At 69.9% G+C, this 14,718-nt stretch carries 13 protein-coding genes; 8 read left to right on the plus strand and 5 right to left on the minus strand.

Features of this window, described 5'->3' with window-relative positions:
* Nucleotides 1-5 precede the first annotated feature (5 nt).
* From FFS10_RS21005 to FFS10_RS21030, 6 genes are all read left to right on the plus strand, one after another.
* Nucleotides 6-632, plus strand: a complete 627-nt coding sequence (locus FFS10_RS21005; RefSeq protein ID WP_137896564.1) for an NIPSNAP family protein — start codon at nucleotides 6-8, stop codon at nucleotides 630-632.
* A gap of 14 nt (nucleotides 633-646) precedes the next feature.
* The gene (locus tag FFS10_RS21010) at nucleotides 647-1,474 is read left to right on the plus strand and encodes a sugar phosphate isomerase/epimerase family protein (RefSeq protein WP_137896553.1); all 828 of its coding nucleotides are present in this window, start codon (nucleotides 647-649) and stop codon (nucleotides 1,472-1,474) included.
* 149 nt (nucleotides 1,475-1,623) lie between these two features.
* Entirely contained in the window at nucleotides 1,624-2,787 is a 1,164-nt protein-coding gene (locus FFS10_RS21015; RefSeq protein WP_137896554.1) for an acyl-CoA dehydrogenase family protein, read from the plus strand.
* 10 nt (nucleotides 2,788-2,797) lie between these two features.
* Nucleotides 2,798-4,378: an acyl CoA:acetate/3-ketoacid CoA transferase gene (locus tag FFS10_RS21020; protein ID WP_137896555.1), complete on the plus strand. Its 1,581-nt coding sequence runs from the start codon at nucleotides 2,798-2,800 to the stop codon at nucleotides 4,376-4,378.
* 32 nt (nucleotides 4,379-4,410) lie between these two features.
* Complete coding sequence (locus tag FFS10_RS21025) at nucleotides 4,411-5,160, plus strand: electron transfer flavoprotein subunit beta/FixA family protein (protein ID WP_137896556.1); 750 nt, start codon at nucleotides 4,411-4,413, stop codon at nucleotides 5,158-5,160.
* Nucleotides 5,161-5,182: 22 nt separating this feature from the next.
* Complete coding sequence (locus tag FFS10_RS21030) at nucleotides 5,183-6,127, plus strand: electron transfer flavoprotein subunit alpha/FixB family protein (protein ID WP_137896557.1); 945 nt, start codon at nucleotides 5,183-5,185, stop codon at nucleotides 6,125-6,127.
* 36 nt (nucleotides 6,128-6,163) lie between these two features.
* Here FFS10_RS21030 and FFS10_RS21035 read toward each other — a convergent pair whose 3' ends face one another.
* Genes FFS10_RS21035 through FFS10_RS21050 form a run of 4 tightly spaced genes read right to left on the minus strand, consistent with a single transcriptional unit; the run spans nucleotide 6,164 to nucleotide 10,704 of the window.
* Nucleotides 6,164-7,180: a J domain-containing protein gene (locus tag FFS10_RS21035; RefSeq protein ID WP_137896558.1), complete on the minus strand. Its 1,017-nt coding sequence runs from the start codon at nucleotides 7,178-7,180 to the stop codon at nucleotides 6,164-6,166.
* A 32-nt stretch (nucleotides 7,181-7,212) separates the two neighbouring features.
* Complete coding sequence (locus tag FFS10_RS21040) at nucleotides 7,213-8,733, minus strand: ArnT family glycosyltransferase (protein WP_171016199.1); 1,521 nt, start codon at nucleotides 8,731-8,733, stop codon at nucleotides 7,213-7,215.
* Nucleotides 8,734-8,782: 49 nt separating this feature from the next.
* Nucleotides 8,783-9,157 carry a DMT family transporter gene (locus FFS10_RS21045; RefSeq protein ID WP_137896560.1) on the minus strand — a complete coding sequence of 125 codons (375 nt, stop codon included), beginning with the start codon at nucleotides 9,155-9,157 and terminating at the stop codon, nucleotides 8,783-8,785.
* Nucleotides 9,154-10,704 (minus strand): UbiA family prenyltransferase, encoded by a 1,551-nt coding sequence (locus FFS10_RS21050; RefSeq protein ID WP_137896561.1) that lies wholly within the window; start codon nucleotides 10,702-10,704, stop codon nucleotides 9,154-9,156. Before FFS10_RS21050 ends, FFS10_RS21045 begins: the two co-directional genes overlap by 4 nt.
* A gap of 353 nt (nucleotides 10,705-11,057) precedes the next feature.
* On the opposite strand from FFS10_RS21050, the gene FFS10_RS21055 reads away from it, so the two are divergent.
* Both FFS10_RS21055 and FFS10_RS21060 read left to right on the plus strand, forming a co-directional pair.
* The gene (locus FFS10_RS21055; protein WP_137896562.1) at nucleotides 11,058-12,701 is read left to right on the plus strand and encodes a GMC family oxidoreductase; all 1,644 of its coding nucleotides are present in this window, start codon (nucleotides 11,058-11,060) and stop codon (nucleotides 12,699-12,701) included.
* A 283-nt stretch (nucleotides 12,702-12,984) separates the two neighbouring features.
* Nucleotides 12,985-13,743: a sulfite exporter TauE/SafE family protein gene (locus tag FFS10_RS21060; RefSeq protein ID WP_137896563.1), complete on the plus strand. Its 759-nt coding sequence runs from the start codon at nucleotides 12,985-12,987 to the stop codon at nucleotides 13,741-13,743.
* 14 nt (nucleotides 13,744-13,757) lie between these two features.
* On the opposite strand, the gene FFS10_RS21065 is transcribed toward FFS10_RS21060, so the two are convergent.
* Entirely contained in the window at nucleotides 13,758-14,630 is an 873-nt protein-coding gene (locus tag FFS10_RS21065; RefSeq protein ID WP_249931377.1) for a LysR family transcriptional regulator, read from the minus strand.
* Nucleotides 14,631-14,718 lie beyond the last annotated feature (88 nt).

The raw sequence follows: 14,718 nt of genomic DNA on the forward strand, positions 1-14,718 counted from the left end.
CCCCCATGTACTACGAACTCGCCACCCTGACCCTGCCCTTCGGCACCGCCGGCCAAGCCGCCCAGAACGTGCAGGCCTTCGCCGGCGCGCCCGAGGCCCAGGGCGAGCTGTTGGGCTGCTGGTTCACCGACATCGGCCAGCTCAACCAGATGATCGTGCTGCGCGGATTCGCCAGCTTGGACCAGCTGCAGGCCGAGCGCGAGCGCACCCAGCGCAGCGCCAGCCCCTTCGGCTGCGGCGAGATCTTCCAGAGCCTGGAGCAGCACAGCTACAAGGGCTTCCCCTGGATGAAGCCGGTGCGCCCCTCCGCCGAGTCGGGCCTCGCCGGCCCGGTCTACGAGATCCGCAGCTATGGCATCAAGCCGGGCGGCGTGCAGCCGACCCTGGACCTGTGGGAGCAGTACCTGCCGCCGCGCGAGCAGCTCTCGCCCTGCGTGGTGGCTATGCTCGCGCTCGACGGCCCGCTGCGCTTCACCAACATCTGGGCCTACGAGAGCCTGAACGCGCGCAGCCAGATCCGCGCCGATGCCGTGGCCTTGGGGCTCTGGCCGCCCAAGGGCGGCCCGGCCTGGCTGACCACGGCCATGAGCTCGACCATCGCGCTGCCGACGGCGGTGTCGCCTCTGAAGTGAATCAGGGGCACGTCATGTCACGGATCTATTCGCTGGCCTACCTGAGCTCCAACCTCTGCACCCCGCCCGAGGCGGTGCGCCTCGCGGCCGAGCTGGGCTACGCCTACGTCGGCCTGCGCCTGCTGCCCAACGGCCCGGGCGGGCCGCAGCAACAGCTGATAGCCCAGCCCGAGCTGCTGCGCGAGACCCTGGCCGCCATGCGCGACACCGGCGTCGGCATCTTCGACCTGGAGATCATCCGCATAGCCGAGGGCTTCGACGCGCGCAGCTACCTGCCGCTGCTGGAGGCCGGCGCGGCGCTCAAGGCCAAGGCCGTGCTGGTGGCCGGCGACGATACCGACGAGGCGCGCCTGACCGAGGGCTACGCCCGCCTGTGCGAATTGATGGCGCCCTACGGCATGACGGCCGACCTCGAGTTCATGCCCTGGACCGCCGTGCCCGACGCCCGGGCCGCGCTGCGCATCGTTCACGCCGCCGGCAAGCCGGCCAACGCCGGCATCCTGGTCGATGCCTTGCACGTGGCGCGCTCGACCACCACGCTGGACGACCTGCGCGCCATCCCGCGCGAACTGCTGCACTACGCGCAGATCTGCGACGCGCCCACCAGCGCCCAGATCGGCCGGCCGTTCACCGTAGCGGAAATGATCCACACCGCGCGCTGCGCGCGCCTGATGCCCGGCGAAGGTGGCATAGCCATCAAGGCCCTGTTCGCCGCCCTGCCCCAGGACCTGCCGGTCAGCGTCGAGGTGGTGCACCTTGAGCGCATGGCCGAGGTCGACCAGACCGCATGGGCACGCCAGGCGCTCGCGGCCAGCCGCGCCGTCCTGGAGCCGGGCGCCTGATTCCCGCGGAACCATCCATGTCCACAAGTACCGATCCGGTCTCCCGCCTGCCGTTCTTCTTCGGCGCGCGCTGGTTCAGCAGCGCGTGAGACGGGCCCCGCCCCTCACGTGCTCAACCCCGACCTAGACACCGAATTTGGAGAAACACCATGGACTTTTCGCTCAACGAAGAACAGAAGATGATGATAGCCACCGTGCGTCGCTTCATCGCCGAGGAACTCAAGCCGCTCGAGGACGAGATCGAGAACCAGGGCTTCCTGGCCCAGGAGAAGGCGCAGGCCGTGCACGAGAAGGCCAAGGCGCTCGGCCTGTACGCGATGAACATGCCGGCCGAGCTCGGCGGCGGCGGCCTGTCGAATCTGGACCGCATCCTGTGCGAGGAGCAGTTCGGCCACACCACCGACATCCTGATCCGCCGCGCCTTCGGCAACGTCTACGAACCGCTGCTGCACTGCAAGGGCGAGCAGGTAGCGCGCTGGCTCAAGCCCGCCGTCGAAGGCCGGCGCACCTGCGCCATCACCATCACCGAGTCCGGCGCCGGCTCGGACGCGGCCGGCATCAAGACCCACGCCAGGCGCAACGAGGACGGGACCTGGACCCTCAACGGCAGCAAGCACTTCATCAGCGACGGCGAGTGGAGCGACTTCTTCCTGGTCTCGGCCAAGACCGGCGAGAAAGAGATCAGCATGTTCATGGTCGACAAGGGCCTGCCCGGCTTCACCGTAGGCAAGGACCAGAAGATGATGGGCATACGCGGCACGCCGCACCTGGAGCTGTTCTTCGACAACGTGCCACTGGAGCCGGTCGCGCTGCTCGGCGAGCAGGGCCAGGGCTTCAAGCTGGCCATGGGCGCGCTCAACGTGGTGCGCCTGGCCCAGGTCGGCGCGCGCGCCGTGGGCAAGGCCAGCCATGTCTGCGAGCTGATGGTCGAGTACGCCAACGACCGCAAGCAGTTCGGCCAGAAGATTGGCGACTTCCAGCTGGTCCAGCAGATGCTGGCCGACAGCGTGATCGAGATCAACGCCGCGCGCTGGATGGTCTACCAGGCCGCCTGGATGCTGGACCAGGGTTTCGACGCGCGCGAGCAGATCGCCATGGTCAAGGTGCACGCGGCCGAGACCCTGGGCCGCGTGGTCGACCGCGCGGTGCAGGTGTTCGGCGGCATGGGCTTCTGCAAGGAGCTGCCGATCGAGCGCTACTACCGCGACGCGCGCATCTACCGCATCTTCGACGGCACCTCCGAGATCCACCGCACCGTGATCGCCAAGAGCGCGCTCAAGAAGGGCGCGGCCCTGTTCGACCTGAACCGCTAAGGGGGCCATCATGAACGACAAATTCATGAGCGCCGCGCGGGCGGCCGAGCTGATACGCGACGGCGACACCGTGGGCCTGATGGGCGGCGGCGGCGGCCTGATGGAGGCCACGCATTTGTTCGAGGCCGTGCAGGCACGCTTCCTTGCCAGCGGTGCCCCGCGCAACCTGACCATGGTCCACGCCCTGGGCATTGGCGACAAGAAGACCAAGGGCATGAACTGCTTCGCGCACGAGGGCCTGGTCAGGCGCGTGATCGGCGGCCACTGGGTCTGGTCGCCCGCCATGCAGCAGCTGGCGGTGAACGAAAAGATCGAGGCCTACATCCTGCCCGGCGGCGTGTCCTCGCAGCTGATGCGCGAGATCGGCGCCGGCCGCCCCGGCCTGTTCACCCATGTGGGCCTGGGCACGGTCTGCGACCCGCGCCTGGGCGGCGGCTGCATGAACGCGAGCGCCCGCCCCGATCTGCTGGCCGAAGTCGTCACCATGGACGGGCGAGAGGTCCTGCGCTACAAGCCCTTCCCCATCCACGTGGCCCTGGTGCGCGCGAGCAGCGCCGACGAGGACGGCAACATCAGCTTCGAGCACGAGGCCGCCAACCTCGACGCCCAGTCGCTGGCCCTGGCCGCGCGCAACAGCGGCGGCTTGGTTCTAGTGCAGGTGGCCGAGCGCCTGCCCAAAGGCGCGCTCAAGGCGCGCGAGGTGCGCATTCCCTCGGCCTGGGTGGACGCCATCGTGGTCGACCCCGAGCAGCGCACCAGCTACGACATCCCGTTCGACCCGGCCTTCAGCGGCGAGCTGACCGGCGCCGCGCGCGCCGCCAGCGAGGCGGCCGACCATGCGGCCGAGCTCGCCGCGGCCCAGGAGGCCTTCGGCGAGCGCCAGGCCATCGCACGCCGCGCAGCCGTCGAGCTGTTCAACACCGGCAAGCCGCGCCCGGTGGTCAACTACGGCGTGGGCGTGCCCGACGCCGTGGCCAAGCTGATCGCGGCGCGCAACGAGCAGCACCGCCTCTACCAGACCATAGAGCACGGCACCTACGGCGGCACGCTGATGGATGGCGTGCTGTTCGGCTACGCGCGCAACGCCACGGCCATGCTCGACGCGGCCACGCAGTTCGACTTCTACGCCGGCGGCGGCCTGGACATCGCCTTCCTGGGCTTCGGCGAGTTCGACGCCGAAGGCAGCGTCAACGTCAGCAAGCTCGGCGGCCTCACCGTGGGCCCGGGCGGCTTCATCGACATCGCGCAGAACGCGCGCAAGGTGGTGTTCTGCGGCACGCTGGCGGCCAAGGGCGTCAAGCTCGCCACCGGCGACGGCCAGATGCGCGTGCTGCAGCAGGGCGGCGTCAGGAAGCTGGTCAAGAAGGTCGAGCAGATCACCTTCAGCGGCCCGCAGGGCCTGGTGCGCCAGCAGGAGGTGCTGTACCTGACCGAGCGCGCGAGTTTTCGCCTCACGCCCGAGGGCGTCGAGCTGTTCGAGCTCGCGCCCGGCATAGACCTGCAGCGCGACGTGCTGGACCAGATGGACTTCGCGCCCCGCCTCGCGCCCGAGATCGGCCTGATGTCGGCCGAGTTCTTCACCGCGGCCTGAGCCGCAGCCGCCCCAACGCACAAGGAACCCCCATGAAAATCCTCGTCCCCGTCAAACGCGTGGTCGACTACAACGTCAAGGTGCGCGTCAAGTCCGACGGCAGCGGCGTCGACCTGGCCAACGTCAAGATGAGCATGAACCCCTTCGACGAGATTGCCGTCGAGGAGGCCGTGCGCCTCAAAGAAAAAGGCGTGGCCACCGAAGTCATCGCCGTCTCCTGCGGCGTCACCCAATGCCAGGAAACCCTGCGCACCGCCATGGCCATAGGCGCCGACCGCGCCATCCTGGTCGAGACCAACGAGGAACTGCAGCCCCTGGCCGTGGCCAAGCTGCTGGCGGCCCTGGTCGAGAAGGAAAAGCCCGGCCTGGTGATCCTGGGCAAGCAGGCCATAGACGACGACGCCAACCAGACCGGCCAGATGCTGGCGGCTCTCGCCGAGCTGCCCCAGGCCACCTTCGCCTCCAAGGTGGAAGTGGCGGGCGACAAGCTCAGCGTCACGCGCGAGATCGACGGCGGTCTCGAGACCCTGAGCCTCTCGCTGCCCGCCGTGGTCACCACCGACCTGCGCCTGAACGAGCCGCGCTACGTCACCCTGCCCAACATCATGAAGGCCAAGAAGAAGCCACTGGACAACGTCAAACCGGAAGAGCTCGGCGTCGATGTGACCCCGCGCCTGAAGACCCTCAAGGTCGCCGAGCCGCCCAAGCGCGGCGCCGGCATCAAGGTACCCGATGTCGCCACCCTGGTCGACAAGCTCAAGAACGAAGCCAAGGTCATCTGAGGCAAGGAACAGGAGAAACACCATGACCGCACTCGTCATTGCCGAACACGACAACGCCTCCATCAAGGGCGCCACGCTCAACACCGTCACCGCCGCGGCAGAAATCGCCAAGCTGGGCGGCGGCGAGGTCCATGTTCTCGTGGCCGGCCACAACGCAGGGTCCGCCGCCCAAGCCGCCGCAAGAATAGCCGGCGTCTCAAAAGTGATCCACGCCGACGGCGAAGCCCTGGCCCATGGCCTGGCCGAGAACATCGCCGCCCAGGTGCTGGCCCTGGCACCGGCCTACAGCCACATCCTGTTTCCGGCGACGGCCGGCGGCAAGAACTGCGCCCCGCGCGTGGCCGCCAAGCTGGACCTGGCCCAGGTCAGCGAGATCACCAAGGTGCTCAGTCCCGACAGCTTCGAGCGCCCGATCTACGCCGGCAACGCCATCGCCACCGTGCAGAGCCTGGACGCCAAGAAGCTGATCACCGTGCGCAGCACCGGCTTCGACGCCGCGGCAGCGAGCGGCGGCAGCGCCGCCGTCGAGAAGATCGCGGTCGTGGCCGCCAGCGGCAAGAGCAGCTTCGTCTCGAGCGAGATCGCCAGGAGCGAGCGCCCCGAGCTGACCGCCGCCAAGATCGTGGTCTCGGGCGGCCGGGCCCTGGGCTCGGCCGAGAAGTTCAACGAAGTCATCACCCCGCTGGCCGACAAGCTGGGCGCCGCCATTGGCGCGAGCCGTGCCGCGGTGGACGCGGGCTACGCGCCCAACGACCTGCAGGTCGGCCAGACCGGCAAGATCGTGGCGCCGCAGCTCTACATCGCCTGCGGCATCTCGGGTGCGATCCAGCACCTGGCGGGCATGAAGGACGCCAAGGTGATCGTGGCGATCAACAAGGACCCCGAGGCGCCGATCTTCAGCGTCGCCGACTATGGGCTGGAGGCCGACCTGTTCCAGGCCGTGCCGGAGCTGGTCAAGGCGCTGTGAACCAAGGCGTAGCCAAGCGACCGGCCCCCCGCCCCCTCAAGGCTGAGCCCGCAGCACCTCGTAAGCCTGGTTGACCCGCTTGAAGGCGTCTTCGGCGAGCTTCTGCACCAGCGGCGAGACCTGGCCGAGCTTGTCGGGGTGGTAGTGCTGGCGCAGCGAGCGCCGCGCGCGCTCCACTTCGTCCCAGGGGCAACCCTGCTCCAGGCCCAGCACGGCCAGGGCCTGGTCCACGTCCATGCCTTCGTCGGCCGCCGACTCGGCCTCCTCCTCGGGGGCCGGCTGCTGCTGGACCAGGCAGACCGAGGCCTGCCACTCGACCTGGTACTCGGCCTTGCAGGACGGGCAGCGGATCTCGCCGGGCTCGCTCAGGCGCGGGATGCGCAGGCGGGTGTCGCAGCCCGCGCAGCGCATCAGGGCCGGCACCGGCTGCGCCTCGCGGGCCTTGGCCTTTGCAGCGGGCTCGGCCTCCTGGCCGCCCACCGCCTGGCGCAGCGACTCGATGCGCGCGGGCGGCCGGGCGCTCAGCTCCTCCTGCAGCGCCTGGCGCACCGCCGGGTTGCTGCCGTAGTCACGGTGCAGCGCCTCGAGCTCGTCTAGCCCGGCGCCGGCCAGCGGGCGGCTGCGGTCCTTGGGCGGCGCCAGCACGACCTCGGCCGGCTCGGAGGCCGCGAGCTGGCGCGCATGCACGATGTCCTCGGCCGTCAGCGGCTGGGTCGCCAGCGCCTGCTCGGGATCGAGCAGGCCGGCCAGCATCTGCACGCTCAGGGGCGGCAGGTCCAGGAACTCGGCGCAGGCCTGGGCCAGGTCTTCGTCGAGCTTGCTCAGGCGGCGAAAACCGATGCGCAGCTGGCTGATGTCCCAGAAGGACACGCCCATGGCCTTGCCCATCTGCTGCAGCGTGAGGCCGCGCTCGCTCGCGCATTGCGCCAGGGCCGCGATCAGCAGGCCGCCCGGGCGCTTGAGCTCGTCGGGATCGATGCGGCCGCTCCAGGCCTGCGCCTCGTCGGCGAAGTCCATGTCCGGCGCGGCGGCGCGGGCGGTGGCGGTGGTCATGACGGTCCTTTGGTGGCTTGATCTGGTCTGGGTCAGCGCGGCGCGGCCAGGCAGTCGCTGAAGCCGTAGCGCTCGCAGAACGGGCTGCGCGGGTTGGGCAGCCAGGGCGGGATGCGGTGGAAATGCTGGGCCGCCTCGCGCAGCACCTGGTCGCGGTAGGCTGGGTACTTGAAGCCCTGGCCGTCGATGCGCCAGTAGCTCACGCCCTCGATCCGGAAGGGCGTGACGCGCACCGATTCGAAATACGGCGCGAACTCCTCGGCCTGCACAGGCGAGGGCGAGAAGATGCGCATGGGACGGCCGGCCAGCGCGCGGAAGTCGACCACCTGATCGTCCTGGCGCGCGTGGTGCCGGCCGGGGCCGAACACCGGCACGTAGCGGCCGTGGAAATAGGCCAGGATGGCGGCCGGGCTGTAGGCGCGCCCCATCAGCTGGGCGTCGGGCGGCAGGTCCTGCTCGAGCGCGCGCGTCACGGCCTCGGCCTCGCGCAGGAACACCAGCTTCTCGTAGAGCCGGCTGCCCTGCCACCAGGCCAGCGGCGAGGCCATCAGCACCCCCACCAGGACCAGGTGCGGCAGCGACAGGCCCAGGGTCCAGCGCCAGCTGCGGCGCAGCTGAGCCGGCTCCAGCCGCAGCGCGCACCACAGCACGAACAGCGGCACGAAGCCCAGCACCCAGTGCAGGCCCACCTCGCGCCGCACGCTCAGCAGGGTGAAGACGGCCAGCGGGAACAGCCACAGCACGGTCATCGCGCGGCCATAGGCGGGCGCCACGCGCCGCGCGCGCCAGGCCTGCCACAGCAGCCAGGGCGTGAGCAGGTAGGCCGCCATGCCCAGGTAGGTCGCGAAGTTGACCGGCGACCAGGGCTTGCCCTCGTGGCGGTTGAAGAAGTTGAACAGGATGTTGGGCCAGCCGTGCGTGGCGTTGTAGACCAGGTTGAGCGCAATGGACGGCAGTGCGCAGGCGAGCATCAGCGGCAGGGTCCACCAGCGGCGGCGCTGCCAGCCCAGGATGTAGACCGCGTAGGCCAGGCCCAGCAGGGCCGCGAAGTACTTGGACAGGAAGGCCAGGCCCACGAACAGGCCGGCCGCCGCGTACCAGGCGGCGCGGCCGCTCGCTTCGGCGCGCAGGAAGCAGTAGGCCGACAGCGCCATGAAGAAGACCAGCGGCGTGTCGGTGGTGACCAGCACGAACATCCAGCTCCAGGGCAGCACCAGGTAGACCGCGCCGGCCAGCCAGGCCGCGGCCTCGCGCTCGGGCGGCAGGTGGCGGCGCGCCAGGTCGACCAGGCCCAGGGCGATCACGCTGCTCACCAGCAGGGTCAGGCTGCGCAGCACCAGCGGCTGGTCGCTGATGCGGTGCAGCCCGGCCAGCCACCAGCCGACCATGGGCGGGTGGTCGGAGTAGCCCCAGTCGGGCGTGACGCCCCATTGGAAGAAGAAGGCCTCGTCGCCCGTCATGGGAAAGAAGGCGGCCAGCACCAACTTGAGCGCCAGCGTCGCCCAGAAGGTCTTGAGGAACAGGCCGCGGGCCTGCAGGTCGGTGGTCTGCATGGTCGATGCGATGGAATAAGCAGGAAACATGCCCTCAGAACCCATGGTCTCAGGCATCCAGGGCCAGCAGGGCCACGCCCGCCAGGATCAGCGCGCAGCCGGCGCCGCGCAGCCAGGAAAAGGGCTCGCCCAGGAACAGCACGCCCACCGCCAGGGTGACGACGAAGCCCAGGCTCACCATGGGATAGGCCAGGCTGACGTCCAGCCGCGACAGCACCCACAGCCAGAGCGGGACACTCAGGCCGTAGAGCAGCAGGCCGGCCCAGACCAGGGGGCTGGCCAGGGCCTGAAGATAGGTCGCGAGCCAGCCGGCCGGCGCGAGCCCGTCCGCGGCGGGCCGCGTCATGCCGAGCTTGAGCAGCACCTGGGCGGCGGCCGAGATCAGCACGCAGGCCAGGGCCATGGCGACGGAGGCGAGCTTCATGACAGCCTCCCAACGAATGCCCGGCAGAGCTCGAAACCGCAGCCCTTGGCGGCCAGCAGCGCGAACGCGGCCATGGCCGCGCCGATCAGCCAGCTCAGCCGGTCCTTGAGCGCGAACTGCAGCGGGTCCTCGCCATGCAGCTCGCGCCGCCCGGCCTTGAGCCACATGCGCATGATCCAGGCCAGCAGCAGCGGGCCGGCGGCCCACAGCCACTGCGGCTCGGCGTATTGCTGGCGCACGTTCTGGCTGTCGATGTAGAGCGTGAACACCATCACGGCCAGGAAGCCGCTGGCCACGCCGAAGGCGCGCAGCAGGGCCAGGTCGCCGCGCCGGTAGCCGCGGCCCGGCACCTTGCGCGCGCCGGCCTCGCCGCTCATCTCCTCGAGCTCGGCACAGCGCTTGACCAGGGCCAGGCTGAGGAACAGGAACAGCGAGATCGCGAGCAGCCAGTTCGACAGCATCACGCCGGCCACCACCGCGCCGGCCGCGATGCGCAGCGTGTACAGGCCCGACAGCAGCAGCACATCGAGCAGGGCCACGCGCTTGAAGCGCAGCGAATAGGCCAGCGTGAGCGCCACGTAGAGCAGCAGCATCAGCAGGAAGCCGCGCGACAGGGCCATGGCCAGCACCAGGGCCGCCGCCATCAGCACCCCCATCAGCCCCAGGCCCTGCGCGATCGAGATCCGGCCCGCCGCCAGCGGCCGGTGGCGCTTGTAGGCATGGCGCCGGTCGTTGGGCAGGTCCAGCATGTCGTTGACCAGGTAGGTCGCCGAGGCGCAGAGGCCGAAGGCCACGAAGGCCAGGACCATGCTCAGCCAGGCGTCCGGCGCCGTGATGTGGGCCGCCAGCAGCGGCACGAACAGCAGCGCGTTCTTGGCCCATTGCGTGATGCGGATCGCGCGCAGCAGCGTGGCCAGGCGCAGCGGCTCGCCCGGCAGCACGCGCGCCTGCGGGTGCTGGCTCTTGAGCGCGCGCAGCACACCGGCCGGCGCGTTGTGCGCGATCGCGGCGCGCGCGCCGGCCCAGACCGGCAGGTCGTCGGCGCTGTTGCCCGCGTAGGCGAAATGCGCATAGCCGGCCTCGCGCGCATGCTGCTCGATCAGTCGGCGCTTGTGCTCGCGGCTGAGGTTCAGCGGCTCGCCCGGGGCATTGCTGCCCAGCCAGTCGTCGAACAGCCCCAGGTGCTCGGCCACGGCGCGTACCACGCGCAGGTCGGCCGCGCTGGCCAGGATCAGCCGGCGCCCCTGGGCATGCTGCTCGCGCAGCCAGTCCAGCAGCGGCTGATTGTAGGGCAGGCCGGCCGGGTCGGGCACGGCCAGGTCGGCGATGCGGCGCTTGAAGCCGGCCTTGCCCTCGGCCAGCCAGGCCGGCCAGCGCCACAGGCTGGCCGGGTCGCTGCGCAGGGCCAGCAGCATGGACTCGTGCAGCGTGTCGGTCAGCAGCAGGGTGCCGTCCATGTCCACGTACAGCGGCAGGGCCGGGTCGTCGTGCGGGTCGGCGGCCGGCGACGCATGCTGCGGGGGCGCGGCGGCGGACGTTTGGTTCATGCGGAAGACTCGTTTCGTTTCTTGCCGAGGGTAACAGCTTCGCTTGACCGCTTCATTCAGCGCCAGACCGCTTCCAGCGCCGCCCAGGCTGTCCATGGGCGGGGCAGCGCTGGGACTCGTATTTGGAGATTTTTGGAACGGTTTTGGCGAAATCATTGGATTTTCTCGCAGGCAACGCGGAAACTCGGGCCGCCACAAGGAGCCTCGCATGAGCTTTGCAAATCATTCAGCGTTCTGGCCATGAGCCATACCGAGTTCGACTACATCATCGTGGGGGGCGGGCGACTTGGAGCCGTTGGGCGAGGGGCCCCGCCCTGCGGGGATCGACCCGGCGTAAAGGATGCGTTTCGGCCATGAGCAACACCAGCTTCGACTACATCATCGTGGGGGCCGGAACCGCGGGCTGCCTGCTCGCCAACCGCCTCTCGGCCGATCCGTCCAAGCGCGTGCTGCTGATCGAGGCCGGGCACAAGGACGACTACCACTGGATCCACATCCCGGTGGGCTACCTCTACTGCATAGGCAATCCGCGCACCGACTGGCTCTACCAGACCGAGCCCGACGCGGGCCTGAACGGCCGCCGCCTGCGCTACCCGCGCGGCAAGACCCTGGGCGGCTGCTCCAGCATCAACGGCATGATCTACATGCGCGGCCAGGCGCGCGACTACGACGGCTGGGCCGAGCTGACCGGCGACGCCAGCTGGCGCTGGGACAGCGTGCTGCCGGCCTTCAAGCGGCACGAGGACCACTACAAGGGCGCCGACGCCCTGCACGGCGCGGGCGGCGAATGGCGCGTGGAAAAGCAGCGCCTGCGCTGGGACGTGCTGGACGCCTTCGCCCAGGCCGCGCAGCAGGCCGGCATCCCGGCCACGGCCGACTTCAACCGCGGCGACAACGAGGGCGTGGGCTACTTCGAAGTCAACCAGAAGGCCGGCTGGCGCTGGAACACGGCCAAGGCCTTCCTGCGCCCCACCTGCTGGGGCCGGCCCAACTTCGAGCAATGGACCTCGGCCCAGGTCGCCCGGCTGGTCTTCGAGGCCCAGGCCGACGGCAGCCAGCGCTGCACCGGGGTGCAGGTCTGGACCGGGAAGGAGATGGTCACCGCAACGGCCACGCGCGAGGTGGTGCTGAGCGCCGGCAGCATAGGCTCGCCGCAGATCCTGCAGCTCTCGGGCGTGGGCCCGGCCGAGCTGCTGCGCCAGCATGGCATCGCGCCGCTGCTGGACCTGCCCGGCGTGGGCGCCAACCTGCAGGACCACCTGCAGATCCGCGCGGTCTACAAGGTGCAGGGCGTCAAGACGCTCAACACCCTGGCGAGCACCCCCTGGGGCAAGGCGCGGATCGCCCTGGAATACCTGCTCAGGCGCAGCGGCCCCATGAGCATGGCGCCCAGCCAGCTCGGCGCCTTCACGCGCAGCGACCCGACCCTGCCCCACCCCAACCTCGAGTACCACGTGCAGCCGCTCTCGCTGGACGCCTTCGGCGAACCCCTGCACGGCTTCCCGGCCTTCACCGCCAGCGTCTGCAACCTCAACCCCACCAGCCGCGGCAGCGTGCAGATCAAGAGCCCGCGCTTCGAGGACGCGCCGGCCATCGCGCCCAACTACCTGTCCACGCCCGAGGACCGCCAGATCGCCGCCGACAGCCTGCGCCTGACGCGGCGCATCGTGGCCCAGCCGGCCCTGGCGCCCTACCGGCCCGAGGAATACAAGCCCGGCCCGCAGTACCAGAGCGACGAGGAGCTCGCACGCCTGGCCGGCGACATCGCGAGCACCATCTTCCACCCGGTCGGCACCACCAAGATGGGCCATGCCGACGACCCCATGGCAGTGGTCGACACGCGCCTGCGCCTGCTCGACGGACGCGGCGGCCAGGTGGCCGGCCTGCGCGTGGTGGACGCCGGCGTGATGCCGCGCATCACCAGCGGCAATACCAACAGCCCCACGCTGATGGTCGCCGAGCGGGCCGCGCAGTGGATCACCGCCGAGGCCGGCTGAGCCACTGAATGGCCCCTCCCCGGGGAATTCCCGAGGAGGGAAATCCCCTATGCACAAGTGCGGTGCCACACCTTACAGTCACGGCACTCGCGGAACGGGCCCTAGACGGCACCGTCCAATCGAGGGGCCTAGGAGACAAACCTAATTAGCAAAATATTTGATTCAGGCATCCGAAACGAGATGTTTTTTTCAAGGCGCCGGCAACCCCGGCGCCTTTTTCTTTGTGGGCCCAGGCTCACGCGCCCTGCCCGGCAACGCACCATCCCGGTGCGACAATCCCCGCATGGAACTCGTGATTGTCTCGCTGGCGTCGCTGCTGGCCGGCCTGGTCGACGCCATCGTCGGCGGCGGCGGGCTGGTCCTGCTGCCGGCCCTGTTCGCCGTCTTTCCCAGCGCCGCCCCCGCCACCCTGCTGGGCACCAACAAGAGCGCTTCGGTCTGGGGCACGGCCTTCGCGCTGGCGCAGTACAGCCGCCGCGTGCAGATGCGCTGGCCGGTGCTGCTGCCGGCCACGGCCATGGGCTTCGCGGGATCGCTGGCCGGCGCCTGGGCCGTGACCCTGATCGACCCCGGCTTCCTGCGCCGCGCCCTGCCCTTCGTGATGCTGGGCGTGCTGGCCTACACCCTGGCGCGCAAGGAACTGGGCCGCACCCACGCGCCGCGCTTCGCCGGCCGTCACGAGGTGGGCGTGGCCAGCGCGATCGGTCTGGTCATAGGCCTGTACGACGGCTTCTTCGGCCCCGGCACCGGCAGCTTCCTGGTGTTCCTGTTCGTGCGCCTGCTGGGCTACGACTTCCTGAACGCCTCGGCCTCGGCCAAGCTGGTCAATGTCGCCACCAACCTCTCGGCGCTGATCCTGTTCACGCTCAAGGGCCATGTCTGGTGGCATCTCGCCCTGCCGCTGGCCTTGGCCAACATCGCCGGCAGCCTGGTCGGCACCCGCCTGGCCCTGCGCCACGGCGCCGGCTTCGTGCGCGGCGCCTTCATCGCCGTGGTCAGCGCGCTGATCCTCAAGACCGGCTACGACGCCTTCCTGCGCTGAGAGCAGGCGCACGCTCACTTGAGAAAGCAGTCCAGCAGCGACTGCAGCACCGCCGGCTGCTTGCGCTCGTTCCAGACGCAGAACACCTCGGAGCGGATCTCGGATTCGGGCAGGGGGCAGTACTGCACGCCGGCCACGCCGCTGTGCATCAGGGCAGCGGGCACCAGGGCATGGCCGGTGCCCTTGGCCACCAGGGCCACCACGCTGAGCCAGTGCCGCACCTCGTGCCGCAGCAGCGGCTGCAGGCCCTGTTCGGCGCAGAGCGCCAGCACGCGCTCGTAGTAGTCGGGCGAGGCGCTCTTGGAGAAGAGCACCAGGGGCTCGGACGCCAGGGCGCGCAGGTCCAGCGGGCGCTGCGCCGCGGCCGGATGCCCCGCGGGCAGGCAGGCGACGAAGGGCTCGGACATGTAGAGCCGCTGGCTCAGGCCGGCCGGCACGCGCGCCTGGTGCACGAAGCCCAGGTCGATCTGGCCGCGCGCCAGGGCCTCGACCTGCTCGGCCGAATTGAGCTCCATGAGCTCGACCCGCACCTGGGGCTGCCCCTGCTGGAAGGCCGCCAGCCGCTCGGTCAGGCCGCGAAACAGCATGGAGCCCACGAAGCCCACGCGCACGCGCTGGGTCACGCCCGCCGCCACGTCGCGCGCCTGGGTGGCGGCGGCCGCGGCCTCGTCGAGCACGCGCTGGGCCGAGGCGCGGAAGGCCTCGCCGGCCGGCGTGAGCTTGACGCCATGGCTGCTGCGCTCGAACAGCAACACGCCCAGCGAGGCCTCGAGCTGCTTGATATTGAAGCTCAGCGGCGGCTGCGAGATGTGCAGGCGCTTGGCGGCCCGGCCGAAATGCAGCTCTTCGGCCAGGGCGAGGAAATAGCGCAGATGACGCAGCTCCATGGCAATACAAGCCTTGTATCGAATCAATGAAATTCAATATTAGACACATGGGTACCGGGCGCCAACAATGGCCTCATGAACGCCCGAC

Origin of the sequence: Ramlibacter sp. 2FC (genome assembly GCF_005503345.1) — a bacterium.
Taxonomy (GTDB): Bacteria; Pseudomonadota; Gammaproteobacteria; order Burkholderiales; family Burkholderiaceae_C; genus SCMQ01.